The sequence below is a fragment of the Aliiroseovarius zhejiangensis genome, assembly GCF_014656375.1.
Taxonomy (GTDB): domain Bacteria; phylum Pseudomonadota; class Alphaproteobacteria; order Rhodobacterales; family Rhodobacteraceae; genus Aliiroseovarius; species Aliiroseovarius zhejiangensis.
Genome location: NZ_BNCH01000004.1, coordinates 145440 through 171329 on the forward strand (window position 1 = coordinate 145440; position 25890 = coordinate 171329).

General features: G+C 61.6%; 20 protein-coding genes. 11 read left to right on the forward strand and 9 right to left on the reverse strand.

Annotated features, from left to right (window positions below; genetic code table 11):
* Positions 1 to 39: 39 nt before the first annotated feature.
* Both dnaE and IE188_RS10660 read right to left on the reverse strand, forming a co-directional pair.
* Entirely contained in the window at positions 40 to 3561 is a 3522-nt protein-coding gene (gene dnaE, locus IE188_RS10655; RefSeq protein WP_191286477.1) for a DNA polymerase III subunit alpha, read from the reverse strand.
* 47 nt (positions 3562 to 3608) lie between these two features.
* Positions 3609 to 3971 (reverse strand): VOC family protein, encoded by a 363-nt coding sequence (locus IE188_RS10660; RefSeq protein ID WP_191286478.1) that lies wholly within the window; start codon positions 3969 to 3971, stop codon positions 3609 to 3611.
* A gap of 222 nt (positions 3972 to 4193) precedes the next feature.
* Here IE188_RS10660 and xdhA point away from each other — a divergent pair, with 222 nt between their 5' ends.
* The 10 genes from xdhA to IE188_RS10710 all read left to right on the forward strand — a co-directional run bounded on the left by xdhA (position 4194) and on the right by IE188_RS10710 (position 16026).
* On the forward strand, positions 4194 to 5564 hold the full coding sequence (gene xdhA / locus IE188_RS10665) for a xanthine dehydrogenase small subunit (RefSeq protein WP_191286479.1): 1371 nt from the start codon (positions 4194 to 4196) through the stop codon (positions 5562 to 5564).
* Complete coding sequence (gene xdhB, locus IE188_RS10670; RefSeq protein ID WP_191286480.1) at positions 5561 to 7837, forward strand: xanthine dehydrogenase molybdopterin binding subunit; 2277 nt, start codon at positions 5561 to 5563, stop codon at positions 7835 to 7837. The genes xdhA and xdhB overlap by 4 nt, the downstream gene beginning before the upstream one ends.
* Positions 7834 to 8826, forward strand: a complete 993-nt coding sequence (gene xdhC / locus IE188_RS10675; RefSeq protein WP_191286481.1) for a xanthine dehydrogenase accessory protein XdhC — start codon at positions 7834 to 7836, stop codon at positions 8824 to 8826. The genes xdhB and xdhC overlap by 4 nt, the downstream gene beginning before the upstream one ends.
* A gap of 4 nt (positions 8827 to 8830) precedes the next feature.
* The gene (locus IE188_RS10680) at positions 8831 to 10312 is read left to right on the forward strand and encodes an ABC transporter ATP-binding protein (protein ID WP_191286662.1); all 1482 of its coding nucleotides are present in this window, start codon (positions 8831 to 8833) and stop codon (positions 10310 to 10312) included.
* Positions 10309 to 11394, forward strand: a complete 1086-nt coding sequence (locus IE188_RS10685) for an ABC transporter permease (RefSeq protein WP_191286482.1) — start codon at positions 10309 to 10311, stop codon at positions 11392 to 11394. The genes IE188_RS10680 and IE188_RS10685 overlap by 4 nt, the downstream gene beginning before the upstream one ends.
* Positions 11395 to 11405: 11 nt before the next feature.
* On the forward strand, positions 11406 to 12329 hold the full coding sequence (locus IE188_RS10690) for an ABC transporter permease (RefSeq protein WP_191286483.1): 924 nt from the start codon (positions 11406 to 11408) through the stop codon (positions 12327 to 12329).
* A gap of 9 nt (positions 12330 to 12338) precedes the next feature.
* On the forward strand, positions 12339 to 13127 hold the full coding sequence (locus tag IE188_RS10695) for an ion transporter (protein WP_191286484.1): 789 nt from the start codon (positions 12339 to 12341) through the stop codon (positions 13125 to 13127).
* Between the two features lies 1 nt (position 13128).
* Positions 13129 to 14208 (forward strand): BMP family ABC transporter substrate-binding protein, encoded by a 1080-nt coding sequence (locus IE188_RS10700; protein ID WP_191286485.1) that lies wholly within the window; start codon positions 13129 to 13131, stop codon positions 14206 to 14208.
* 103 nt (positions 14209 to 14311) lie between these two features.
* Positions 14312 to 14836 (forward strand): EF-hand domain-containing protein, encoded by a 525-nt coding sequence (locus IE188_RS10705; protein WP_229836735.1) that lies wholly within the window; start codon positions 14312 to 14314, stop codon positions 14834 to 14836.
* 116 nt (positions 14837 to 14952) lie between these two features.
* Entirely contained in the window at positions 14953 to 16026 is a 1074-nt protein-coding gene (locus tag IE188_RS10710; RefSeq protein ID WP_191286486.1) for an NAD(P)/FAD-dependent oxidoreductase, read from the forward strand.
* Here IE188_RS10710 and IE188_RS10715 read toward each other — a convergent pair whose 3' ends face one another.
* From IE188_RS10715 to IE188_RS10730, 4 genes are all read right to left on the reverse strand, one after another.
* Positions 16027 to 16950: a histone deacetylase family protein gene (locus tag IE188_RS10715; protein ID WP_191286487.1), complete on the reverse strand. Its 924-nt coding sequence runs from the start codon at positions 16948 to 16950 to the stop codon at positions 16027 to 16029.
* A 35-nt stretch (positions 16951 to 16985) separates the two neighbouring features.
* Positions 16986 to 19667, reverse strand: coding sequence for a bifunctional acetate--CoA ligase family protein/GNAT family N-acetyltransferase (locus tag IE188_RS10720; protein ID WP_191286488.1), 2682 nt, complete (start codon positions 19665 to 19667; stop codon positions 16986 to 16988).
* A 97-nt stretch (positions 19668 to 19764) separates the two neighbouring features.
* Entirely contained in the window at positions 19765 to 20172 is a 408-nt protein-coding gene (gene cueR, locus IE188_RS10725) for a Cu(I)-responsive transcriptional regulator (RefSeq protein WP_191286489.1), read from the reverse strand.
* On the reverse strand, positions 20169 to 22631 hold the full coding sequence (locus tag IE188_RS10730) for a heavy metal translocating P-type ATPase (RefSeq protein WP_191286490.1): 2463 nt from the start codon (positions 22629 to 22631) through the stop codon (positions 20169 to 20171). The genes cueR and IE188_RS10730 overlap by 4 nt, the downstream gene beginning before the upstream one ends.
* A 144-nt stretch (positions 22632 to 22775) precedes the next feature.
* Between IE188_RS10730 and IE188_RS10735 the strand changes: the two genes are divergently transcribed.
* Entirely contained in the window at positions 22776 to 22967 is a 192-nt protein-coding gene (locus IE188_RS10735; protein ID WP_191286491.1) for a heavy-metal-associated domain-containing protein, read from the forward strand.
* Positions 22968 to 23014: 47 nt separating this feature from the next.
* Here IE188_RS10735 and oppF read toward each other — a convergent pair whose 3' ends face one another.
* Genes oppF through IE188_RS10750 form a run of 3 tightly spaced genes read right to left on the reverse strand, consistent with a single transcriptional unit; the run spans position 23015 to position 25890 of the window.
* Positions 23015 to 24001: a murein tripeptide/oligopeptide ABC transporter ATP binding protein OppF gene (gene oppF / locus IE188_RS10740; protein ID WP_191286492.1), complete on the reverse strand. Its 987-nt coding sequence runs from the start codon at positions 23999 to 24001 to the stop codon at positions 23015 to 23017.
* A complete protein-coding gene (locus IE188_RS10745; RefSeq protein ID WP_191286493.1) occupies positions 23998 to 24972 on the reverse strand; it encodes an oligopeptide/dipeptide ABC transporter ATP-binding protein in 975 nt (324 codons plus the stop codon). Before IE188_RS10745 ends, oppF begins: the two co-directional genes overlap by 4 nt.
* A gap of 12 nt (positions 24973 to 24984) precedes the next feature.
* On the reverse strand, positions 24985 to 25890 hold the full coding sequence (locus IE188_RS10750) for an ABC transporter permease subunit (protein ID WP_191286494.1): 906 nt from the start codon (positions 25888 to 25890) through the stop codon (positions 24985 to 24987).

Consider the following 25890-nt stretch of genomic DNA (forward strand, 5'->3'; position numbering starts at 1 on the left):
CTCGGGTGAATGCGCGCTAGCGCAGAGGGGCAACGCCCCTTACACCTCTTCCACGTCCACCACGCCGGGCAGCGACTTCAATGCGCCCTTGATTTGCGGGTTCAGCGGAAATGACTGGCCCAGTGTCATTTCGACCTCGCCGGGCAGCGACGGGTCCATCAAGCAGACAGAAACCTCCCCCGGTCGCACATTCCGCGCTTTTTCCACCGCGTCGTTCAAAAGGGTCGCGACTTGGGACAGGGCGTCAGCCTGATCCAAATACAGCTTCAGCGCCATGCCACCCGCGTCGGCAATCACCGCATCCAGGGGCGCAACCGACCGGCCGCGCGGGTCGAACTGGCCTTCCTCGAAGCGGCCTTCCAACTGCATGACCACCTGCATGGTTTCGTCAAAGACCTTGCGGCAGGCTTCAAAGTCATCGGCGAACAGCAGGATGCCCGACACCTGTTCGGTCGGATCGTCAATGTTCAGGCGAAAGAACTGGTTGCCACGGGCGGATTTGCGCGCCTGCAACCCGCTGACATTCACCGCCACTTTGCCAACCGCGGCGCCAGAGCGTTCCGCCTTGTCGCGCAGCTCGCGCAGGGTCATGATCCCCTTGCGTTTCAACGCCGGCAGATAGTCGTCCAGCGGGTGGCCGGACAGGTAAAACCCGATCGCCTTGTGCTCCTCGGCCAGCCGTTCGTTGGGCAGCCAGTCGCCCACCGGGGACAGGCGCGGTTCGGGCAGATCGTCGCCCGCCTCGCCAAACAGCGACACCTGATTAGAGGCCCGCTGCTCATGGATTGCGGCAGAATAGCTGACCAGCGCATCAAGGCTGTCGAACACGCGACGGCGGTTGGGGTCCAATTCATCGAACGCGCCTGCGCGCGCCAGCATTTCCATCGGGCGTTTGCCGACACGTTTCAGATCAACGCGGCGTGCAAAATCGAACAGCGTCGCGAACGGCTTGTCGACTCCGTCGACCTTACGCCCATCGACCACCAGCTTCATCGCCTCGATCCCAACGTTTTTCAGTGCCCCCAGCCCATAGACCACGCGGCCCTGATCGACGCTGAACGTCTCGAGCGATCGGTTGACGCAGGGCGGCACGATCTCGATCTCCATACCCCGCCGCACTTCGTGGGCATAGACGGACAGCTTGTCGGTCAGGTGAATATCGCAGTTCATCACGCCGGCCATGAACTCGACCGGGTGGTTCGCCTTGAGCCACGCAGTCTGATAGCTGACCACCGCATAGGCGGCGGCGTGCGATTTGTTGAAGCCGTAATTGGCAAATTTTTCCAGAAGGTCGAAAACTTCCGAGGCTTTCTTCTTGTCGACCCCGTTCTCTGCCGCGCCCTTTTCAAATTTCGGGCGTTCGGCGTCCATCGCCTCTTTGATCTTCTTACCCATTGCCCGGCGCAGAAGGTCCGCTCCGCCAAGCGAATAGCCCGCCATGACCTGCGCGATCTGCATCACCTGTTCCTGATAAACGATGATGCCCTGCGTTTCCTCAAGAATGTGGTCAATCAGGGGGTGCACGCTTTCAATCTCGCGCAGCCCGTTCTTGACCTCGCAATAAGTCGGGATGTTCTCCATCGGGCCGGGGCGATACAGGGCCACCAGAGCTACGATATCCTCGATGCAGGTCGGTTTCATACGCCGAAGCGCGTCCATCATGCCGCTGCTTTCCACCTGGAATACAGCGACCGTCTTGGCTGCAGCATAGAGCTTGTAGGTCGCTTCATCGTCCAGCGGGATGGTGTTGATCTCGTTCTCGGTCCCTTCGGGCGGATCATATAGCGTTTCACCATTCGGACCCGTATGGATATCGCGCCCCTGTCCCCGGATCAGATCCACGGCATTCTGGATTACGGTCAGCGTTTTCAGGCCCAGAAAGTCGAACTTCACAAGACCGGCCTGCTCTACCCATTTCATATTGAACTGGGTCGCTGGCATGTCCGACTTGGGATCCTGATACAGCGGCACCAGCTCGTCCAGCGGTCGGTCACCGATCACAACCCCCGCCGCGTGGGTCGAGGCATTGCGCAACAGCCCTTCGACCTGCTGGCCATAGGTCAGCAACCGGTCGACCACCTCTTCTGCGCGCGCTTCTTCGCGCAGGCGCGGTTCGTCTGCCAATGCTTTTTCGATCGAGACAGGTTTGACACCTTCGACCGGGATCAGTTTGGACAGGCGGTCCACCTGTCCATATGGCATTTGCAGAACGCGCCCCACATCGCGCACGGCCGCCTTGGACAGAAGCGCACCGAAGGTGATGATCTGGCCGACCTTGTCGCGGCCGTATTTCTCTTGCACATAGCGGATCACCTCTTCCCGGCGATCCATGCAAAAGTCGATGTCAAAGTCAGGCATCGACACACGTTCGGGGTTCAGGAACCGTTCGAACAGAAGGGAATATCGCAAGGGGTCAAGGTCGGTGATGGTCAGCGCATAGGCCACCAGACTGCCCGCACCCGACCCACGACCCGGCCCGACCGGAATCTCGTGATCCTTGGCCCATTTGATGAAATCAGCCACGATCAGGAAATAGCCGGGGAAGCCCATGCCCTCGATGATATCCAGTTCGAAGTCCAGCCGTTTCTGGTATTCTTCGACGCTGACCGCGTGGGGGATCACGGCAAGACGGGCCTGCAAGCCCTCGTTAGCCTGACGGCGCAATTCCTGCACCTCGTCATCGGCAAATTTCGGCAGAATCGGATCGCGGCGATAGGCCATGAAGGCACAGCGGCGGGCAATCTCGACCGTGTTATCAATAGCCTCGGGCAGATCGGCGAACAGCGTGATCATTTCCTCGGGGCTTTTGAAGTAATGCTGCGGCGTCAGACGACGGCGCCCTTCTTGCTGGTCAACATAGGCGCCTTCCTTGATGCAGATCAGCGCGTCATGGGCCTCGTACAGCTTTTGCTGCGGAAAATAGGCATCATTGGTCGCCACCAGCGGAATGCCCATCTGATAGGCCATCTCGACAAAGCCCTGCTCGGTCGCGCGTTCGGCCTGCGTGGTCTGGCCGCTGTCGCCGGGATGGCGTTGCAGTTCAACATAAAGCCGGTCGCCATAACAGGCGTGGAGGCGTTGCATCAGGGCCTCAGCCTTCGCACGCTGGCCGGATTGCAGGAACTGCCCCACCGGCCCCAGCGCTCCGCCCGTCAGGCAGATCAAGCCGTCCGGGTAGCGTTCCAGTTCATCAAGTTTCACCTGCGGCAGCTCACCGCCCTTGTCGATGTAAAGGCAGGAATTGAGCTTCATCAGGTTCTCATACCCGCGCTCGGACTGTGCCAGCAGCACGACCGGCGCGGCAGGGCGAGGTTTTTCGCCGGGGGCGGGCGTGTCGAAAGCCACGTCGACCTGACAGCCGATGATTGGTTGCACCCCCTGCCCGGCCGCAGTGACGGAAAACTCCAGCGCCGCGAACATGTTGTTGGTGTCGGTGATCGCCACCGCAGGCATGCCTGCCGCCGCGCACAGGCCCGGCAGCTTCTTGACCGGAATCGCGCCTTCCAGCAGCGAATACTCCGTATGAACGCGCAGGTGAATGAATCGGGGTTGGTTCGTCATGTTGCCAAACTAGACGACCGCCCGGCGGGGGGAAAGCGCAGAAAGGATCACGCGGTGGGGTGCAGAATTTCGATCCGGTTGCCGAAGGGATCTGCGGTATAGAAACGTTTGAAACCCGCAAGGTTCTGATCCCATTCCACCGGGTACTTCGCATCGCCCAACCGCCGCGCCAAGGCGTCAAGTTCATCGCACAGAAAGGCGGGATGGGCTTTGCGCGCCGGCGTAAACGGCGTTTCCACACCCAGATGGACGCGCACGTCGCCTTGCCGAAACCAGACCCCGCCGCGTGCCGCCAACGCCTTGGGTTTCGGTTCCGTTGCAAAGCCCAGAAGGTCTGAATAAAAGCCGATGGCTTGCGCTTCCTGCCCGTGTGGCATGGCCAGCTGAACGTGATGAAGTTGAGTAATCATTTGCGCTCCAATATTGGCATACATTTGCATACATATTGCCCATTCCCAAATCAAATCAAATCGCTGCATCCTTGCTGCGCCTGCGAAGAAGGAAATTCTTGCCAGAAGGGCGATTCTCGGCTTTGTTTGATAGACAGAAAAATAAACCCCGCCTGTTTTCTACGCCGCATCGAGGGCAGGCAAACCGGGGCCACAACAGGGTAACGCGGCAGGACGCATCTCATGGATATCGCCTTTCTTCTGAACGGAGAGAGTGTGACGCTGCATGACGTGGACCCCACACGGACCACGCTGGATTGGCTGCGCGACTCCCAGGGATTGACCGGCACCAAGGAAGGCTGCAACGAAGGCGATTGTGGGGCGTGCACGATCATGGTCGCCGACAGCGACGGGGCGAAAGCGGTCAATGCCTGCATCCTGTTTCTAGGCCAGTTGAACGGCAAATCCCTGACCACGATCGAGGGGTTGGCGCAGGGCGACCAGTTGCACCCGGTCCAGGATGCGATGGTCGAGAAACACGGATCGCAATGCGGTTTTTGCACACCCGGCATCACAATGTCCCTGGCCGCGGCCCATCTGAATGACGATCGGAACCATGATGACGTGCTGGCGGGCAATTTGTGCCGTTGCACGGGCTATGCTCCGATCATCCGCGCTGCAGAGGACGCAGCGCAGACACCCGTGCCCGAGGGGTTCGACCCGACCCCCGGCAGCTTGCCCGAAGCCGCCGACCACGCCGATATCGCGCGGCCGGAAACATCGGAGGCCTTGGCCCATGCTTTGATGACCTCTCCCCATGCCACGCTGATTGCCGGGGCGACGGATGTCGGGTTGTGGGCCACCAAGGCGCTGCGCGATCTGAACCCGGTCATCTTCCTGAACGGGGTGAAGGATCTGAAAGATGTGAAAATTGGCGATAAGGACATTCGCATCGGCGCCGGCGTCACGCTGGAGTTTTTGCGCAAGGTCATCGCCCCGCTCCACCCGCATTTCGCCGAGATGCTGCGCCGGTTCGCATCGGTCCAGGTGCGCAATGTGGCCACGATCGGCGGCAATATCGCCAACGGATCCCCCATTGGGGACACACCGCCCGCGCTGATCGCGCTTGATGCCACGCTTCATCTGCGACGCGGAAATGATCGTCGTGCGATCCCGTTGGAACAGTTTTTCATCGACTATGGCAAGCAGGACCGCCAACCGGGCGAGTTTGTCGAAGCGGTTTCGTTCCCGCGCCAACCGGACCGGCTGCGCGTTTACAAACTGTCAAAACGGTTCGATCAGGATATCTCGGCTGTTCTCGGGGCGTTCAACCTCTCGGTGCAGGACGGGGCGATCACCGATGCGCGCATCGTCTTTGGCGGCATGGCGGGCATTCCGAAACGGGCATCCCATGTCGAAACCGCATTGATTGGAAAGGATTGGTCCGAGGCGACAGTTCGCGCCGCCCTGCCTGCGTTTGAAAAAGACTTTACACCAATGTCCGATATGCGGGCATCGGCAAGCTATCGCATGCGAACCGCGCAGAACATGCTGCTGCGCTATTGGCACGAGGATCAGGGCCACTCCACATCGGTGCTTGAGGTGCAGTCATGAGCGTCGGTCGCCCCCTGCCCCATGATGCGGCCCGCCTGCACGTGACTGGCCAGGCGCGTTATGTCGATGACATCCCAACGCCCGCAAACTGCCTGCATCTGGCCTTTGGGCTCAGCGATACGGCGCGCGGCGTGATCACCCATGCCGATTTGTCAGATGTGCGCCAGTCGCCGGGCGTAGTGGATGTGCTGACCGCCATCGACCTGCCCCATGCCAACGATGTCTCGCCCTCTGTTCACGATGAACCCTTGCTGGCGCAGGGCGAAGTTTTCTATCACGGCCAGCCGATATTCCTCGTGGTCGCTACGACGCATCTTGCCGCCCGCAAAGCCGCCCGGAAAGCCAAGATCACCATTGACCCGCGCCCCGCGATCCTGACCATCGACGAGGCGATGGAGGCAGACAGCCGGTTCGAAGGTGGCCCTGTGATCTGGTCGCGCGGCAATGCTGCGGACGCCATAGAAACCGCACCGCACACGCTTTCCGGCTCGTTCGAGATGGGCGGGCAGGAGCATTTCTATCTGGAAGGTCAGGCCGCACTGGCGATCCCGCAGGAAGCGGGTGACATGCTGGTGCACAGCTCGACCCAGCACCCCACGGAAATTCAGCACAAGGTGGCCGAGGCGCTTGGCGTGCCGATGCACGGCATCCGGGTTGAGACCCGCCGGATGGGCGGCGGGTTTGGCGGCAAGGAAAGCCAGGGCAATGCGCTTGCGGTGGCCTGTGCCGTGGCCGCCCTGCGGACCGGGCGACCTTGCAAGATGCGCTATGACCGCGACGACGACATGGTGATCACCGGCAAACGGCACGATTTCCGCATCACCTATCGCGCGGGCGTCGATGACGAAGGCCGCGTACTGGGGCTGGAGGTCACGCAGCTTGCCCGCTGTGGCTGGTCGCAAGACCTGTCCTTGCCGGTGGCTGACCGGGCAATGTTACATGCCGACAACGCCTATCACTTGCCTGCCGTCAAAATCGAAAGTCATCGCCTGAAAACCAATACGGCGTCGGCAACCGCCTTTCGCGGCTTCGGCGGCCCACAAGGTGTTCTGGGGATCGAGCGCATTCTGGATCACATCGCCGCGGCGCGCGGACTGGACCCGGTTCAGGTACGGCGGGCCAATTTCTACCGCGACGGGCAGACCACGCATTACGGCCAGACGATCGAGGGCTTTCACGTCCCGGCCATGACCGACGCCCTGTTGGCGCGCGCGGATTACGCTGCGCGGCGGGCCGGTGTCGACAGGTTCAACGCCGAAAACCCGGTTCTGAAAAAGGGCCTTGCCTATTCGCCGGTCAAGTTCGGGATCAGTTTTACCCTGACCCATCTGAATCAGGCGGGCGCCTTGGTGCATGTCTATGCCGATGGGTCGATCCGCATGAACCATGGCGGCACCGAAATGGGGCAAGGGCTGTTCCTGAAGGTCGCGCAGGTCGCCGCCCGCAGCTTCGGCGTGCCGATCGAGGCGGTCAGGATCACCGCGACCGACACCGCGAAAGTGCCCAATACATCCGCCACCGCGGCGTCGTCAGGGTCGGACCTGAACGGGATGGCGGTACAGGAAGCGTGCCTGACCATACGTGATCGTATGGCCGAGCATATCGCCGGGCTTTGGCAATGTGGCACAAAAGACATCTCGTTCGAGGATGGTATGCTGCACGGCCCGAATGGCAAGACCATCAGCTTTGCCGACGCTGCCGCCTCGGCCTATGAGGCGCGGGTCAGCCTGTCGGCCACGGGCTTTTACAAGACGCCAGGCATCAACTGGGATCGGGCCAAGGGCCAAGGCCGTCCTTTCCTCTATTTTGCCCATGGCGTCGCGCTGACCGAGGTGATCATAGACACGCTGACCGGTGAAAACCGTATCCTGCGCACCGACATCCTGCATGACGCGGGCAGCAGCCTGAACCCCGCGATTGACATCGGGCAGGTCGAAGGCGGCTATGTGCAGGGGGCGGGTTGGCTGACCACGGAAGAGCTGGTGTGGGATGATAAAGGACGGCTGCGCACCCATGCGCCGTCGACCTACAAGATCCCGGCCTGTTCCGACCGGCCGCGCGTGTTCAATGTCGATCTGTGGGACCAGCCCAACCTTGAGAATACGGTGTTCCGCTCTAAGGCGGTGGGTGAACCCCCCTTGATGCTTGGCATTTCCGCGTGGCTTGCGCTGGCAGATGCGGTGTCGGCCTGTGGCGACGGCTATCACGACCTGAACGCCCCGGCGACCGCCGAGGAAATTCTGGACGCCATCGAACGGGTGCGCGCTGGATGAGCTTTGACCTGACCCAACTGGCAGACACCATCGCCCGATACGGCCCCCTCGCCCGCGTGGTCGTTGCAGACACCGCCGGTTCAACCCCACGCGAAGTGGGGGCATCCATGCTGGTCTGGCGGGACGGGCAAAGCGGCACAATCGGTGGGGGGGAGCTGGAGTATCGCGCCACCATCGCCGCGCGGTCGTTGTTGGCCAGTGGCGAACGCGCTGCGCTGAAACGTGTGCCGCTTGGTCCCGACCTGGGCCAATGCTGCGGCGGGGCGGTCACTCTGTTGACCGAGTGTTTCGCGGCGGATGACCTTGCAGGTCTGGCGCGGGACCATATCGTTGCGCGACCGGTCGCGCCATCGGACGCCACACCCTTGGCGGTGGAACGCGTGCTGGACCAGGCGCGGTCGAAAGGGTTGCGCCCAGCCCCACAACTTTTGCATGGCTGGATGATCGAACCCGTGTCCCGGCCAGATACACCCGTCTGGATCTATGGCGCCGGGCATGTCGGGCGGGCGCTGGTCGATGTTTTGTCCCCGCTGCCCAATCTTGCCATCACCTGGATCGACATAGCGGTCGATCGGTTTCCGGCATGTGTCCCTGCGAATGTCTCGACTTTGCCGACACCCCATCCCGCGCGGGCGGTGGGGTTGGCCCCGCAGAACGCACATCATCTTGTCCTGACCTACAGCCACAGCCTTGATCTGGACCTGTGCCATTCGATCTTGTCGCGACCCTTTGCCAGCGCCGGGCTGATCGGGTCGGCGACCAAATGGGCCCGGTTCAGCAAGCGGTTGGCCGGTCTTGGCCACGATGTCGTAAAGATCAACAGTATTCGCTGCCCGATCGGAGATCCGGGCCTTGGAAAGACCCCACACGCCATTGCAATCGGGGTTGCCGCCGCGCTACTTGGCAGCGTGGCCGAGAACGAAAAAAACAACAGGGGAATGCACGGTGACAGGGGATACGCGCCACCAAAACGCGCTGTTGACACTTGAGGGGATGACGAAAGCCTATCCGGGTGTCGTGGCCAATGATCAGGTTTCGTTTTCGATCCTGCCGGGCGAGGTGCATGCCTTGCTGGGGGAAAACGGGGCGGGGAAATCGACACTGGTCAAGATGATCTATGGCCTGGTCAAACCGGATGCAGGGCAGATGACGCTGCGCGGCGAAAGCTTTGCGCCGGTCAACCCGGCGGCGGCACGCAGTTCCGGAGTCACGATGGTTTTTCAGCATTTCAGCCTGTTCGACGCGCTGTCGGTGGCCGAAAACATCTCGCTCGGCATGGACAATCCGCCTGACCGGCGCGTGTTGTCGGCCCGCATCCGCGAGGTGAGCCAGGCCTATGGCCTGCCGCTTGATCCGCATCGCGTGGTGGGCGATCTGTCGGCGGGCGAACGTCAGCGGGTCGAGATCATTCGCTGTCTGCTGCAAGACCCGAAGCTGTTGATCATGGATGAACCGACCTCGGTTCTGACTCCGCAAGAGGTTGATATTCTTTTCAAAACCTTGCGCAAGCTGACCGCCGAAGGCACCGCGATCCTGTATATCTCGCACAAGCTGGAAGAAATCCGGACCTTGTGCGAACACGCCACTGTCCTGCGTCTTGGCAAAGTGGTCGACACCTGCGACCCGCGCGAGAAATCGGCCCGCCAACTGGCCGAGATGATGGTGGGGGATACGCTGCACGTGCCCTCCCGCGAGGCCGCAGACCCCGGCCCCGTCGCCCTGTCGATGACAGATGTCTCGATGAAATCACCATCCGAATTCGGCACCGACCTGCGCAACATCTCGCTTGAGGTGCGCAAAGGCGAGGTTCTGGGCATCGGCGGTGTGGCGGGCAATGGGCAAGATGAATTGCTGGCTGTTCTGTCAGGTGAAGGCCGCGCCCAGACGGGTGCGATCACGCTAGGGGGTGACGATATCACCTTGCTCCACCCCAATGCCCGCCGGGCGCGCGGCCTGTTAACGGCGCCGGAAGAACGGCTGGGCCATTCAGCCGCGCCGGATATGAGCTTGACGGAGAACGCGCTTCTGACCGGCGCCGTGCGCGAAAAACTGGTTGACCGGGGCTTCCTGAAATGGGGCAGAACCGAGGATTTCGCCCGCCGGATCATCACGGCCTTCGACGTGCGAACGCCGGGGCCGGACAATGCGGCGGGGTCGCTGTCGGGCGGCAATCTGCAGAAATTCGTGATCGGGCGCGAGGTCTTGCAACGCCCTGACGTGTTGGTCGTGAACCAGCCGACATGGGGGGTGGATGCCTCGGCCGCGGCGGCGATCCGGCAATCGCTGCTGGACCTGGCCCATCACGGTGCTGCGGTTGTGGTGATCAGTCAGGATCTTGACGAGTTGATGGAGGTCGCCGACCGCTTCACCGCCTTGAACGAGGGCCGCTTGGCCGACCCCGTCCCCACTCAGGGGCTGGATGTTGAAACGATCGGCCTGATGATGGGCGGTGTGCACGGGGAAACAGCAGCATGATACATCTGGAAAAACGCCCTCAACCGTCCAAATTCTGGGCAGGCTTCACGCCGGTTCTGGCCGTCATCGCCACGATGATCGCCGGTGGCATCATGTTCTGGATGCTGGGAAAACCGCCCCTGGAAGCCATCCGCACGATCTTCTGGGATCCGTTGTTTCACGAAACCTTCGGGCCCTATTCCCGCCCGCAGCTTCTGGTGAAGGCAGGCCCGCTGATCCTGATCGCCGTCGGGCTGAGCCTCGGGTTCCGGGCGGGCATCTGGAACATCGGCGCCGAGGGGCAATACATCATGGGTGCGATCTGCGGTGCGGCGGTCGGGCTGGCCTTCTACCCCTCTGACAGCGTGCTGATCTTTCCGGCAATGGTGCTGGCCGGTGCGCTTGGGGGCTGGGCCTGGGCGATGATCCCCGGTGTGCTGAAAGTGAAATTCGGCACAAATGAAATCCTCGTCAGCCTGATGCTTGTCTATGTGGCCGAGAACCTTTTGGCGTCCGTCAGCCAGGGGCTTTTGAAAAACCCCGAAGGCATGGGCTTTCCCGGCTCGCGCAATTTCCGCGACTTTCCTGCCGCCTATAACACCGAACTGATCAGCGGCACCGGGATGCACTGGGGGGTGGCCGCGGCCTTCGTGGCCGTCATCTTTGCCTATATCCTGCTGACCCGTCACATGCTGGGCTTTCAGGTGCGCCTGACTGGAGAGGCTCCGCGCGCAGCCCGGTTTGCGGGCGTCAACCCGACGCGTTTGATTCTGTTCTGCCTTGGTACGTCCGGCGCGCTGGCCGGGCTTGCAGGCCTGTTCGAAGTGTCCGGCCCTGCCGGGCAGGTCACGATCGACTTCAACTCGGGCTATGGGTTTACCGCGATCATCGTGGCCTTTCTGGGCCGCCTGCATCCCATCGGCATCCTGCTGGCCGGGCTTCTGATGGCGCTGACCTATATCGGGGGCGAGCTGGCGCAGTTGATGCTGGGCCTGCCTGCGGCAGCAATCCAGATGTTCCAGGGGATGCTGATGTTCTTCCTTCTGGCGATGGACGTCCTGTCGCATTACCGCATTCGCCTCAACACCCCCGCGACCGTGTAAGGAGAACGATGATGGATCTTGGTCAAATCAACCCGCTTCTTCTTCTGGCGTCCCTGATGGTGGCGGCAACGCCGATCCTTCTGGCGGCCATCGGTGAAGCGGTGGTCGAAAAGTCGGGTGTCCTGAACCTTGGCGTTGAGGGCATGATGATCACCGGCGCGGTGGTCGGCTTTGCCATCGGTGTCAATACAGGCAGCCCCGCCATCGGCTTTGTGGCCGCTGCGGCGGCGGGGGCGGCGCTGTCCATGCTGTTTGGCGTGCTGGTGCTATACCTCATGTCGAACCAGGTCGCGACTGGACTGGGATTGACCCTGTTCGGCTTGGGTCTGTCCTCGCTGATTGGCAAACCTTACGAAGGGCTGAAGGCGCCAAGCATGGCAAAATGGGACATCCCCGTGCTGGGCGATATTCCCATTCTGGGACCGATCCTGTTCCGGCACGACCCCATGGTCTATGTCAGCCTGATTATCGTCGCCGCCACCTGGTATGTGCTGACGCGGACCCGCGCGGGGCTGATCCTGCGCGGTGTCGGCGAAAACCACGACGCGGCCCATGCGCTTGGCTACAAAGTGGTGCGCGTCCGCCTGATGGCGATTGCCTTTGGTGGCGCCTGTGCCGGGCTGGGCGGGGCCTATGTCAGCCTGGTGCGAGTGCCGCAATGGGTCGAAGGGATGACCGCCGGTGCCGGCTGGATCGCCCTTGCCATCGTGGTGTTTGCCAGTTGGCGTCCGTGGCGCGTGCTGCTGGGGGCCTATCTGTTCGGCGGCATCACGGTGCTTCAGCTGAACCTGCAAGCCGCAGGCGCCGCGATACCGGTCGAGATCCTGGCGATGAGCCCCTATATCGTGACAATCCTTGTGCTTGTGGTTATCTCTTTGCGTGGCAATCATGGCGCACCGGGTTCACTTGGGCGCATCTTTCACGCGACGCATTAGGCCGGTCAGATGATCAAACCCGACATTCACGACATTCTGGACGGCCACAAGCCTTTGGGCGGTGTGAATGTCGGGCGTGTGATGGATGTGCTGATTGTTGCCTCGGCAGTTGCCATTGCGTTGGAAACCATGCCGCAACTGCCCGATCACCTGCGCCGCTTTCTGCTTGGGTTCGAGCTGTTTCTGCTGGCCGTTTTCGCCATCGAATACCTGATACGTCTTGCCACCGCCAATCGCCCCTTGCGATACGCATTCAGCTTCTGGGGCATAATTGATCTGCTGAGCATCGCCCCTGCCATCGCCCTGATGACACCGCAATGGATGGTTGTGCGCACGTTCCGCCTGTTGCGGCTGGTGCGGCTGCTGAAGCTGTTTCGCGGGTCACACGCGATGGAACGTCTGGTGGTGGCATTTCAGCAGGTGCGCGGCGAGCTTATGGTTTTCGGCGTGATTGCGGCGCTGATGCTTTATGTTTCGGCCGTGGGGATCTATATTTTTGAACACGACGCCCAGCCCGAGGTCTTCACCTCGATCCCCGACAGCCTGTGGTGGGCAGTCGCCAGCTTCACGACCGTGGGCTATGGCGATATGTTTCCGATCACGCCGGGCGGCAAGATTTTCACCACCTTTGTGCTGTTCATCGGGCTGGGGGTGATCGCCGTCCCGTCCGCCATCGTGACGGCCGCGCTTCTGGAAAGCGAAACCAACATCCAACGACGCATTCGCGAGGCCGCCGAGAACGGCGGGGACCGCGACGACGAAACTTCAGAATCTGCTCAAACCATCAAGGGAGAATGAAATGCGTGCAGTAAAAACACTTCTGGCCAGTGTGGCCGTGGCCGCCGGGCTGTCCGGCGCGGCCATGGCCGAGGACAAGACCAAGGTCGGCTTTATCTTTGTCGGCCCGATCGGTGACGGCGGCTGGACCTATGAACACAATCAGGGCCGTCTGGCCGTGGAGGAAGAGTTCGGTGACAAGGTCGAAACCATCTATCAGGAAAGTGTGCCGGAAGGGGCTGACGCCGAACGTGCGATCACCCAGATGGCGCTGGCCGGGGCTGACCTGATCTTCACCACCTCGTTCGGTTACATGGACGCGACCATTGCCGTGGCCGAGAAGTTCCCGGACGTGAAATTCGAGCACGCCACCGGCTACAAGACCGCACCCAACGTGTCCGTCTACTCGGCCCGTTTCTATGAAGGGCGCGCCGTACAGGGCCACATCGCGGGCAAGATGACCAAATCGAACATCATCGGCTATATCGCGTCCTTCCCGATCCCGGAAGTGATCCGCGGTATCAACGCGGCCTATGTCCACGCCAAGAAGGTGAACCCCGACGTTCAGTTCAAGATCGTCTGGGCCTATACGTGGTTTGACCCGGCCAAGGAAGCCGACGCGGCCAAGGCCCTGATCGAGCAAGGCGCCGACGTGATCCTGCAACACACCGACTCGACCGCCCCGCAGGCTGCCGCACAGGAGGCCGGGAACATCATCACCTTCGGTCAGGCGTCCGATATGTCGGAATACGCGCCGATGCCGCGCGTCTCGTCGATCATCGACAACTGGGCCCCTTACTATATCGCGCGGACCAAAGCCGTGATGGATGGCACCTGGGAAAGCACATCGACCTGGGATGGCATCGGGGCCGGCATGGTCGGCATTGGCGAGATCTCGGATGCGGTGCCAGCCGATGTGAAAGCCGAAGCCGAGGCTCTGCGTGACGCGCTGGGTTCAGGCGAATATCACGCGTTCACCGGGCCGCTGAACAAGCAGGACGGCAGCGCCTGGCTGGCGGAAGGCGAAACCGCGGATGACGGCACCCTGGCTGGCATGGATTTCTATGTCGAAGGGATCGAGGGCGATATCCCCTCCAGCTGACCTGACCGGCATACGCCCCATTGGACCTCGCCTTCGGGCGGGGTCTTTTTTTTGTGGCAGGCGACGGAAACGCCGCGCCCGTGCGTTTGAGAAACAGATAACAATGGAGCTTACAATGCACGTCTCGAAACCCCTTTCTGTCATTCTGCTAACTTTTCTTTCGGTTCCGGCCTTCGCCCAACAGCAGCCCGGCCTGCACTTCATCGAAAACTGGGATCTGAACGAAGACGGCGTCGTCACGGTCGAAGAAGCGCGCGAGCGGCGTGGCGATATTTTCACCACCTTCGATGCCGATGAGGACGATGTGCTGACCGCAGAAGAATACGTCATGTTCGATGAAGCCCGCGAGGCGGACATGAAGGAAAACGGGTATGCGGTGATGGGCGGTCAAGGTCAGGGCAAAGGCCAAGGCAAAGGTCAGGGTCAGGGCAAAGGTCAGGGTCAGGGCAAGCGATCCGGCATGGGGGAGCACGGCGCCGCGATGGCCATGACCCGTCAGAACGCCGATCTTGACGGTGACGGGCGCGTCACGCGCGCCGAGTTTCTGTCAGGCGTCGATCTGTGGTTTCCGACGCAGGACCGCAATGGCGATGGTGTTCTGACACAGGACGATTTCGGGCGGCGCTGATTGCATCGCCCCATGCCATGATTTCGATTGACCCGGCATTGCCGGGTCTTTCGCTTTTCACGTCCCCATGCAACTGTCCGCATCATCACTCAACTGAATCAGGATCGGTGGGGATCATGCAGGATTTTATCGTTATTGGCGGCGGGATTGCGGGCGTTTCAGCGGGCGCGCGGTTGTCCCGGTTGGGCCGCGTCACGTTGATCGAAGCTGAAGATGCCCTTGCCTATCACGCATCGGGCCGGTCTGCTGCGATGTTCGAAGAAAGCTATGGCGCGTCCAGTGTCATCGCGCTGAACCACGCCTCGCGCCCGTATCACGAAACGGCAAATGGCGGCGTGCTCAGCCCGCGCGGGTTGATGATCGTGGCCACCAAAGGGCAGGAGGATGCGCTGGCGCAGGACATCGAGACCATGAAGATGGACCCGATCACGGTGACCGAAGCACAGGCGATGGTGCCCATCCTGAATGCCGAGGCCATCCTGGGTGCGGGGTATCACGCGGACGCATGGGACATCGACACCGACCTTCTGATCCAGAACTTCGCCCGCGAGATCCGCGCGGACGGCGAGGTGATCACCGGCGCGCGCGTCGAACAGATCACGCGCCATGATGCGGGCTGGATCGTGACGACTCCAAAAGGTACTTTCTCAGCGCGCATGTTGGTCAATGCCGCCGGGGCCTGGGCCGATCAGGTGGCGGCAATGGCGGGAATCGCGCCCATCGGCATTCAGCCGTTCCGCCGGTCGATGGCACGCATTCCGTCACCGGGCGAACATGTCGTGGCAGATTGGCCAATGTTCATGGGGGCGGGCGAAAGCTGGTATGCCAAGCCGGATGCCGGTGCCCTGATCGTTTCCCCCGCCGACGCCGACCCGGTCGACCCGCAGGACGCCTGGGCCGATGACATGGTTCTGGCCGAAGGGCTGGCCCGGTATGAAGAGGTGGTCACTGAACCCGTCACGAGAATGATCGCCAACTGGGCGGGGCTGCGCAGTTTTGCACCCGACCGCAATCTGGTGATTGGTCCATCGCCGCAGGACGCGAATTTCCTGTGGTTTGCAGGGCAAGGCGGATACGGGTTCCAGACCAGCCCGGCGGCATCGCGTTTGCTGGCCGATCTCGTGTCCGGGGCTTCATCCGAACTGGACGCAGGCACCGTGGCGTCGCTTGATCCTGCGCGGTTTGGCTGATCAGCCCAGAAGCACGTTCAGGTGTTTGACCACCGACCGAGCCAACACATCCGGTTCGTATCCGCCTTCCAGCATCGAGACGATCCGCCCATCGGCGAACTCGTCTGCCACTGCCTTCAACTCGCGCGTGACCCATTCATAGTCGGCATCGGTCAGTTGAACGCTGGACATATCATCGGCGACATGCGCGTCGAACCCGGCCGAGATGAACAGAAACTCAGGTTTGAACGCCTTGAGATGCGGCAGCCAATGGGCGCTGACGGCCTCGCGAAATTCGGCGCTGCCCGCGCCTGCTGACAGGGGAATATCAACGAGATTGTCGGTTTCCTTCTCATGCCCGGTGAAGGGATAGAACGGGTGCTGAAAACTGGAACAGAACAGCACGCGGGGTTCGGTCTTGAAGATCTCTTCGGTGCCGTTGCCGTGATGCACGTCGAAATCAATGATCGCGACGCGCGACAGATCATGCGCGTCCAGCGCATGGGCCGCCGCCACCGCGATATTATTGAACAGACAAAACCCCATCGCCTTGTCACGTTCGGCATGGTGGCCCGGCGGGCGGATCATGCAAAAGACGGGGTTGGCCTCGTTCGACATCACCAGATCGACCCCCAGCACGCCCGCCCCGGCGGCCCGTTCAGCGGCGCGCAAGGTGCCCGGGCTCATCACTGTGTCGCCGTCCACCTCGACACTTTGCATCCCCTGCCCCGGTGCCAACGCATAGACGCGGTCCAGATAATCGCTGTCATGCACCCGTTCCAGCTGCGCGCGTTCGACCAGCGGCGCATCGCGGTGGCGCACGACGTAATCCATGCCTGACATGATCAACTGGTTGTTGATCGCATCCAGCCGCGCCTTGCTTTCGGGGTGCAGGGGGCCTGCATCGTGGTCTCGGCACTCTGGGTGCGATATGATGGACAGCATTCGGTCTCCTCTCCTGAACCTGCTTTGTGCCGGGCCTAAAGTTCGCGTTCGACGATCACCACATCGTGGTCATCCGGGTCGGGCCGCTGAGTGAAACCCAGATCCTTCATCAGGCGCAGCATCGGGGCATTCTTGCGCAGAACCGTGCCTTCGATCACCTTCAACCCGTGATCCTGCGCGGCCTTGAACAGCCCCTTCATCAGCTTGGTGCCCAGCCCCTGATTCTGAATGCGGTCGGACACCACGACGGCAAATTCGCAGCTTTTCCAATCGGGATTGATCACGTATCGCGCCACACCGACCTGAACCGGCGCACCGTCGATCTCGGCCATGGCGACCAGCGCCATTTCCCGGCGATAGTCGATCTGGGTGAACTGCGCGAGCAGCTCCGGGCTCAGCTCGTTCACCGACCCCATGAAACGCATCATCTTCGCCTCGTCCGACAAGTCGCGCATGAACTGCTTTTCATGCTCGGCATCTTCGGGCCGGATCGGGCGGATGGTCAGGGGCGTGCCGTCGCGCAGGAAGGTCTGGCGCGCAAGATGGCGCGGATAGGGGTGGATCGCCATGTGGTCGTAGCGGCCGTCATTGGATGGCGGTCGCGCCACGGTGATGCGCGCATCCACCGCCAGAACACCATCCGGCCCGGCAAACAACGGGTTGATGTCCAGCTCGACAATCTCGGGCAATTCGCTGACGATGATCGAGATGCGTTTCAGCACATCCACCAGCGCCGCCCGATCGACCGGATCATAGTCGCGGAAGCTGTCCAGCGCCTTTGAGACGCGTGTACGATTGATCAGGCGTTCCGACAGAACCGCGTTCAACGGCGGCAGGGCCACGGCGCTGTCTTTCATCACCTCGACCATCGTGCCACCAGCCCCGAACAGGATCGTCGGCCCGAACACCGGATCGCGGCTGGCGCCGATAACAAGCTCGCGCGCCTGCCTGAGATGTGACATCGCCTCGACCGTGACACCGGTGATTTCGGCGTCGGGTTGGGCCTTCCTGACATTGGCAATGATCTCGTGAAACGCGCGTGTCACCGATGCGGCATGTGCGACGTTGATCTTTACGCCCCCCACATCGGTCTTGTGCGACACGTCTGGGGACGAGATTTTCATTGCGACAGGAAAGCGCACGGTTTCGGCAGCGATCAGGGCGTCGTTCGCCGTCTTCGCCTCGAAGGTCAGGTTCACTGGGATGTTGAACGCGCTGAGCAATGCCTTGCTTTCGGTATCGGACAGCATGCTGCGCCCGGTGGCCAAAGCGTTTGCGATGATCATTCGCGCGCCGTTCAGATCAAGCCCTTGCTCAAAAGCCCGCGCGCGCGGCACCTCAAGCGAGAGTTGCCGGTTGCGATTGTGCTGCACGAGATACGAAAACCCCTCGACCGCCCGTTCAGGTGTCTCGAAGACGGAGATCCCCGCTTCGGACAACAGGTTGCGCCCTTCTGCGACCACGTCTTCGCCCATCCAGCAGGCAAGTACCGGTTTCCTGTTGCGCTTTGGCAGGGCCGCTTTCACGGCTTTGGCAGCGGCGGTTGCATCGGTCATGGCCTGCGGCGTCAACAGAACCAGAACGCCATCAACCTCGGGGTCGGTAATGGCGGCCTTGACGGCGGCGCCATAGGCATCGGGCGTGGCATCGCCCAGAATGTCGACGGGGTTTGCATGGCTCCAGTACGCGGGCAGCAGCTTGTCCAGCGTCTTGCGGGTGGCATCGGACAGGGGCGGCAGGCTGATATCCAGATCGCCCGCCCGGTCCGCAGCCAGCACCCCGGCCCCGCCCCCATTGGTGATGATGCAAAGCCGGTCGCCGGAGGTTTTCTTTGTGTTCGCCAAAAGCTCGGCGGCGGCGAACAGCTGCCCCAGCGTGTTGACGCGCACAGCGCCGACACGTTCCAGCGCCGCATCAAACACCTGATCCGAGCCGATCAGCGCCCCGGTATGGGTATGCGCGGCCTTGGCACCGACCGCATGTCGCCCTGATTTCAGAACGATCACCGGTTTCAGGCGCGCCGCCCGGCGCATCGCCGACATGAAGTTCGGCGCGTCCTTCACCCCTTCGACATACAGCAGAATGGCGTCGGTCTTGGGGTCATTCACCAGATAATCCAGCGTGTCCCCGATATCGACATCCAGCGAGCTGCCCAGCGACACCATGGCCGAAAACCCCGAGTGGTGTGGTCCGGCCCAATCGGCAATGGCCGAGATCAGCGCCCCCGATTGCGACACCATCGCCAACCGCCCCTTCGGCGCCTGCGACTTCAGGAACGTGGCGTTCAGCCCCAACCAGGGCCGCACCAGCCCGACGCAATTCGGACCCAGCACCCGAATGCCGGCCTTGCGCGCCTCGTGCATGACCTGGCTTTCATAAGCGCGACCCTTCTGGTCGCCGTCGCTGAACCCGGCAGACAGGATGATCGCAGCCTTCACCCCGGCCTGGGCACAATCGCGCATGATGCCCGGCACCGTGCGTGCCGGGGTGGCGATAACCGCAAGGTCAATATCCTTCGCGATATCCGAAATGGTCGGATAGCACACTGCCGCATCAATTTTCGTGTGTTTGGGATTGATCGGATAAATGGCACCGTCGAAACCGCCTGCAACCAGATTGGCATAGGCAAGCGCCCCGACCGAATGGCCAGAGGGGCTGGCCCCGAACACGGCGACGGACCGAGGGTCGAACAGAGGGCTAAGTGGGCTTTTGTCCATGATATGACATCCTACGCGCAAGGCACACCACAGGGTGGCCGACTATTCCTCCTGCCACGTTTCTGCACCTGCAAAAGCGGGCTGTCTTTGATGTGGCTCAAGACCTGCGGGCAGGACCGCCCGCATGTTCGATCCCTTTCAGGATCGGGCAGTCGGGCCGATCATCCCCCGAACAGGCGCGCACCAGTTCCGACAGCGTATCACGCATGGCCCTGAGATCCGCGATTTTCGCTTCGATTTCTTTCAGATGCTGAGCAGCAATGCGTTTCACATCGCTGCTGGCGCGGGACTGATCTTCATAAAGTGCCAACAGAGCGCGGCAATCCTCGATCGAGAAGCCAAGCGCGCGCGATCTGGCGAGGAATGTCAGCTTGTGCAACTCCTGATCAGCGAAGACGCGATAGCCGTTCGTGTCGCGACTGGGGGTGACAAGCCCGATATCCTCGTAATAGCGGATGGTCTTGGCGGGCAATCCGGTGCGTTGGGCAGCCTGGGAAATGTTCATGAGGTCTCCTCCAGCAGCGGGCGGACAAAGCGCAGGCGCAAGGCGTTGGTCAACACAAGGACCGAGGACGTCGCCATCGCCCCCGCCCCCAGCATCGGGGACAGAAGCAAGCCCCAGACTGGATAGAGCACTCCGGCGGCCACCGGGATCAGCAACACGTTATAGCCAAAGGCCCAGAACAGGTTTTGCCGGATGTTGGTCATAGTGCGGCGGCTGATCTCAAAGGCGTTGACCACACCCGACAACGCGCCGGACGACAACACGACATCTGCCGCTTCAATCGCAACATCCGTGCCGGTGCCGATGGCCAGACCCACATCGGCGCTTGCCAGCGCAGGCGCATCGTTGATCCCATCACCGACAAAAGCCACCTTGCCGACATCGTTCTGCAACGCCTCGATCGCGGCAACCTTGCCGTCGGGCAGCACCCCGGCTTCGACATGATCGATGCCCAACTGGGTGGCGATCGCCTTGGCCGTCGCCGGGTCATCCCCCGTGATCATGGCAAGTTGCTTGCCCATCGCACGCAGCGCGGCAAGTGCGGGGGCAGTATCCGGCTTGATCGGGTCAGACACACCAATCAATGCGCAAAGCTGCCTATCTATGGCGACGAAAAACACGGTTTGACCTTGCGCGCGCATCGGACCGGCGCGGTCGACCAGATCGTCCAGCGGAATGCTTTCACGCTCCATGAATTTCTGCGATCCAACCAGAAGGGGCGATCCTTCAATCTCGGCCTGCAATCCAAACCCGGTCACGGTCTGCACGTTGCTGGCTTGCAAAGGGGTAACACCACGTTCCTCGGCTCCGCGCAGGATCGCTTGCGCCAATGGGTGCTCGCTTTGTGCCTCGGCCCCGGCGACCATGGCCAGAACGGTATCTGCCTCGCGGTCCCCCACGGTTTCGAAAGCCGTCATCTCGGGCCGACCCTGTGTCAGGGTGCCGGTCTTGTCGAAGGCCACGACCTGCGCGGATTGCAGCGATTGCAACGCATCGCCCCGTCGAAACAAGGCACCCAGCTGCGCCGCCCGTCCGGTGCCCACCATGATCGAGGTGGGCGTCGCCAATCCCATCGCGCAGGGGCAGGCGATGATCAGAACCGACACGCCCGCGACTAGCGCCAGACCCAGCGCAGGATCGGGACCAAACACCAGCCAGACCAGCACGGTCAATGCCGCGATTCCCATCACAATGGGCACGAACACCGCCGTGATCCGGTCGACCAGCGCCTGAATGGGCAGGCGCGCGCCTTGCGCGTCTTCGACCATCCGCACGATCTGCGACAAAAGTGTATCCGGCCCCACCGCCGTGACCCGCGCCTTCAACGCGCCCTTCCCGTTCACGGTGCCGCCTGTCACGCTGTCGCCCTTCGCCTTGGCCACGGGTACGGGTTCGCCGGTGATCATGCTTTCGTCAACAAGGCTTTCGCCCTCGATCACCTCGCCGTCCAGCGGCACGCGTTCGCCGGGGCGGATGACGACAATTTCGCCTGTGACAACTTGCGATACGGGGCGGGTCAGGATCTTGCCATCGGCGTCTACCAACGCCTCGTTGGGGGCAAGTGCCACAAGGGCGCGAATGGCCTCTCCGGTGCGGCCCTTGGCGCGCGCCTCCATCCAGCGACCGATCAGGATCAGCACGATGATGACGGCGGCGGCTTCAAAATAGACATTCGCCGTGCCGGCCGGCAGGATGCCCGGCGCGACCACCGAAACGACCGAATAAAGATAGGCGGCAGAGGTGCCCAGCGCGACCAGTGCGTTCATCTCGGGCGCGCCGCGCAACAGCGCGGGAATGCCCTTGGCAAAGAACACGCGACCCGGCCCGGCCATGACAATCGTCGTCAGAACAAGCTGGATCCAGTGCGAGGTACCAAGGCCGATGGTGCGCGCAATCCAGTGGTGGAAGGGCGGAAAAAGATGCCCGCCCATTTCAAGGATGAACACCGGCAAGGTCAGGGCGGCGGCCAGAAGCGCCCTTTGCTTCAGAGCCTGCGCCTCGGCCTCTTTGTCGCGTGGTCCGTCGGCGGCGCCATCGTCACGCGGGCGCGACGGAAATCCTGCCTTCGTCACTTTCGCGGCCAGATCGTCCGGGGTAACGGCACCGGCCAGATAGGTCACGAACGCCCGCTCCGAGGCCAGGTTGACCCGTGCCTCCAGCACACCGGGGGTTGCAGCCAGGATCCGCTCGACCCGCCCGACGCAGGACGCGCAGGTCATCGACCCGACCTCCAGCACCGCGGTTTCGCGTCGCGCCGGATAGCCCGCACGATCCAGCGCATCGGTCAGCTTGTTGGCGCTGGCCGGGTCCGAAAACACGACACGCGCGGTTTCATTCGCCAGATTGACCGGGGCGCTTTCGACCCCATCGACAGCGGTCAGGGCGCGTTCAGCCCGCCCGACGCAGGACGCACAGGACAGGTTTTCAAGTTTCAGGGTCAGGGTATTCGCAGCCGACATGGGGCACTCCGATCTGGTTGTGCAGTTTAAATAAGGCTTCCAGTCACTGGAAGGTCAAGATGTATCACGAAATTTCTTTCCCGCGCTTGACCCGTTGAAAATTGAGCGTATGGAAAGGGAAACACCGTTGCGAAAGGGGTTTCCATGACAACATTTTACGTGCCTGACATGAGCTGTGGACATTGCAAAGCCACCATCACCGAGACCCTGACAAATGCCGGGGCCGAGGAACTGGCGTTCGACATGGAAGCCCGCACGGTCGACGTTCTTGGCCTGTCACCCGAAGTGGTGATCGAGAAACTGGACCAGATCGGTTTTCCCGCAGAGCAGAAATAGAAAACCCCGGCACGGGCCGGGGTTTCTGTGAACCGGGACGCTCCGGGTCAGATCACGTGGCAGGCCACCTGTTGCCCGTTGCCGCGATCCGTCAGCGGTGGCTTGGTCTCTGCGCAGACCTTTTCTGCCAGCGGACAACGGGTGCGGAACACGCAGCCCGATGGCGGATTCAGCGGTGACGGCAGGTCGGCATCCAGCAACATCACCTCATTCTCGGCGTGGGCTTTGGGGTCCGGAATCGGAACCGCCGAGATCAGCGCCTGCGTATAGGGATGGCCGGGCGCGCGATAAAGCTGCTCGGCCTCGCTGATTTCAACGACATTGCCCAGATACAGCACCATCACCCGGGTCGAGATGTGTTTCACCACCGACAGATCGTGCGCGATGAAGATCAGGCTCAGCCCCATTTCCTGCTGGATGTCCATCAACAGGTTGATCACCTGCGCCTGAATGGACACGTCCAGGGCCGACACGGGTTCGTCGCAGATGATCAGTTGTGGGCGCAAGATCAACGCACGCGCGATCCCGATCCGCTGGCATTGCCCACCGGAAAATTCGTGCGGATAGCGGTTGATCATGTTGGGCAGGATGCCCACCCGGTCCAGCACCTCACGCACGCGTGTTTTCACCTCGGCCTTCGAGACGTCGGGGTAATGGGTCTTGAGCGGCTCGGCCACGATCTGGCCGATGGTCATGCGCGGGTTCAGGGACGCCAGCGGGTCCTGAAAGATCATCTGCATCTCTTTGCGATGCTCGCGCATGCCCTGTTTGTTCAGCGACAGAAGATCATCCCCCAGCCACAAAACGGTGCCACCTTCGGCCGGAACCATGCGCATGATGGCACGTGCCAGCGTGGATTTTCCACAGCCGCTTTCCCCCACGATACCAAGGGTTTCACCGGGCATGAGGTCGAAGTCGACACCATCCACGGCCTTCAGTTTGTCGGGTGACGTCCAGGGCATCGCGCCCTTGGGCTTGATGTCGAACCACACTTTCAGGTCACGGACGGACAGCAGAGGCGATTGGGCGTTCATACAAGCTCCTCCAATGGTCTGATACAGGCGCGCCGACGCACTTTACGACCCGCAACCCCGTTCAGAGTCGGTCGGATCGTGGCACAATCCTTGATGGCAAACTCGCACCGGGGCGAGAATGGGCAGCCGATCGGCATGTTCATCATGTTGGGCGGGCTGCCCGGAATGGTCGCCAGGCGCGGGCTTTCAAGGTCAAGGCGCGGCACGGCTTTCAGAAGGCCCATCGTGTAAGGATGGGTGGGCATCTCAAACAGGCCCTCGGTGGTGCCGTATTCCATCTGCTGCCCGCCATACATGACCAGCGTTTCCTTGCACGAACCCGCCACGACGCCAAGGTCATGGGTGATCAGAATGATCGACATGCCGAATTCCGCTTGCAGATCTTCCAGCAGCTTCATGATCTGCGCCTGCACCGTCACGTCCAGCGCCGTGGTCGGCTCGTCCGCGATCAGGATGTCGGGCTTGCACAGAAGCGACATCGCGATCATGACCCGCTGGCGCATCCCGCCCGAAAACTCATGCGGATACATGGTGACGCGCTTCTTTGCCTCGGGGATGCGCACCGCATCCAGCAATTCGACCGACTGGCGCACGGCCTCGGATTTCGAGATGCCTTTGTGATGGGTCAGCACCTCGGCCATCTGGTCGGACACCCGCATGAACGGGTTCAGACAGGTCATCGGATCCTGAAAGATCATCGCGATCTTCTGGGCCCGGATTTTGTTCAGCCTGCTGGTCGAGATGTTCAGGATCTCTTCCCCGTCCAGCTTGACCGAGCCGGTCGCCTTACCGTTGCGGGCCAAAAGACCCATGATCGCAAAGACCGTCTGGCTTTTGCCCGACCCGCTTTCGCCCACAACGCCCAGTGTTTCACCCGCGGTCAGATCGAAACTGATCCGATCCACGGCGGTGACTGTGCCGTCAGGGGTGTCGAAGTGAACGCTCAGTTCACGAACTTCAAGTAGTGCCATGTTGCGAAACCCCTATCGGTCTTTCGGGTCCAGCGCATCGCGCAGACCGTCACCGAAGAAAAAGAAAGCAAAAAGCGAGATCAGGAAGAAGAACAGCGGGAAGCCCAGCATCCAAAGGGTGCCATAGCGCATTTGCCCTGCCCCTTCGTTGATCAGCGCGCCCCAGCTGGTCAGGGGTTCCTGCACACCCAGCCCAAGGAACGAAATGAAACTTTCGAACATGATCATCGACGGCACCAGAAGTGTGGCATAGACGATGACGACGCCCAGCAGGTTCGGCACGATGTGGCGGATGATGATCTTCGGTGTGGACACGCCGGTGGCAATCGCGGCTTCGACGAATTCCTTGTTCTTGATCGACAGGGTCTGGCCCCGCGCAATCCGCGCCATGTCCAGCCACGAGATCAGGCCGATTCCGACGAACAGCATGAAGATCGACCGCCCGAACACCACCAGAAGCAGGATCAGCACGAACATATAGGGGATCGCCATCAGGATATCGACGATCCGCATCATGATGTTGTCCAGCCGCCCACCGATGAACCCGGCAGTGGCACCATAAAGGGTGCCGACGATCACCGAAATCAGCGCGCCGACAATACCGATCATCAGCGAGATCTGCGTTCCCTGCACGACGCGCGCATAAAGGTCGCGCCCCAGCGGGTCCAGCCCGAAATAGTGCTTGGTTTCGAACGACGGCCCACCCAACGTGCGTACGTCGCCCATCAGGTTCCAGTCGATCTCTTCATTGGACCAGGGCGTCAGCATCCCGCCGAACAGCGCGAACAGCGAGACGAGGATCAGGACGATCATCGACGCAACTGCAGCCTTGTTGCGAAAGAACCGGGCCCGCGCGTCTTGCCACAGCGAGCGGCCCTTGACGACTTCGGCGGTTTCCACGTTTGTGACATGTGTCAT

Coding starts and splice junctions, on each gene's coding strand:
- IE188_RS10680 (WP_191286662.1), top strand. CDS start 8,831: ATGACGAAAGCCTATCCGGGTGTCGTGGCCAATGATCAGGTTTCGTTT.
- IE188_RS10745 (WP_191286493.1), bottom strand. CDS start 24,972: ATGGCACTACTTGAAGTTCGTGAACTGAGCGTTCACTTCGACACCCCT.
- IE188_RS10660 (WP_191286478.1), bottom strand. CDS start 3,971: ATGATTACTCAACTTCATCACGTTCAGCTGGCCATGCCACACGGGCAG.
- IE188_RS10735 (WP_191286491.1), top strand. CDS start 22,776: ATGACAACATTTTACGTGCCTGACATGAGCTGTGGACATTGCAAAGCC.
- IE188_RS10695 (WP_191286484.1), top strand. CDS start 12,339: ATGATCAAACCCGACATTCACGACATTCTGGACGGCCACAAGCCTTTG.
- oppF (WP_191286492.1), bottom strand. CDS start 24,001: ATGAACGCCCAATCGCCTCTGCTGTCCGTCCGTGACCTGAAAGTGTGG.
- IE188_RS10705 (WP_229836735.1), top strand. CDS start 14,312: ATGGAGCTTACAATGCACGTCTCGAAACCCCTTTCTGTCATTCTGCTA.
- IE188_RS10730 (WP_191286490.1), bottom strand. CDS start 22,631: ATGTCGGCTGCGAATACCCTGACCCTGAAACTTGAAAACCTGTCCTGT.
- cueR (WP_191286489.1), bottom strand. CDS start 20,172: ATGAACATTTCCCAGGCTGCCCAACGCACCGGATTGCCCGCCAAGACC.
- xdhA (WP_191286479.1), top strand. CDS start 4,194: ATGGATATCGCCTTTCTTCTGAACGGAGAGAGTGTGACGCTGCATGAC.
- IE188_RS10750 (WP_191286494.1), bottom strand. CDS start 25,890: ATGACACATGTCACAAACGTGGAAACCGCCGAAGTCGTCAAGGGCCGC.
- IE188_RS10710 (WP_191286486.1), top strand. CDS start 14,953: ATGCAGGATTTTATCGTTATTGGCGGCGGGATTGCGGGCGTTTCAGCG.
- xdhC (WP_191286481.1), top strand. CDS start 7,834: ATGAGCTTTGACCTGACCCAACTGGCAGACACCATCGCCCGATACGGC.
- xdhB (WP_191286480.1), top strand. CDS start 5,561: ATGAGCGTCGGTCGCCCCCTGCCCCATGATGCGGCCCGCCTGCACGTG.
- IE188_RS10690 (WP_191286483.1), top strand. CDS start 11,406: ATGGATCTTGGTCAAATCAACCCGCTTCTTCTTCTGGCGTCCCTGATG.
- IE188_RS10720 (WP_191286488.1), bottom strand. CDS start 19,667: ATGGACAAAAGCCCACTTAGCCCTCTGTTCGACCCTCGGTCCGTCGCC.
- dnaE (WP_191286477.1), bottom strand. CDS start 3,561: ATGACGAACCAACCCCGATTCATTCACCTGCGCGTTCATACGGAGTAT.
- IE188_RS10685 (WP_191286482.1), top strand. CDS start 10,309: ATGATACATCTGGAAAAACGCCCTCAACCGTCCAAATTCTGGGCAGGC.
- IE188_RS10700 (WP_191286485.1), top strand. CDS start 13,129: ATGCGTGCAGTAAAAACACTTCTGGCCAGTGTGGCCGTGGCCGCCGGG.
- IE188_RS10715 (WP_191286487.1), bottom strand. CDS start 16,950: ATGCTGTCCATCATATCGCACCCAGAGTGCCGAGACCACGATGCAGGC.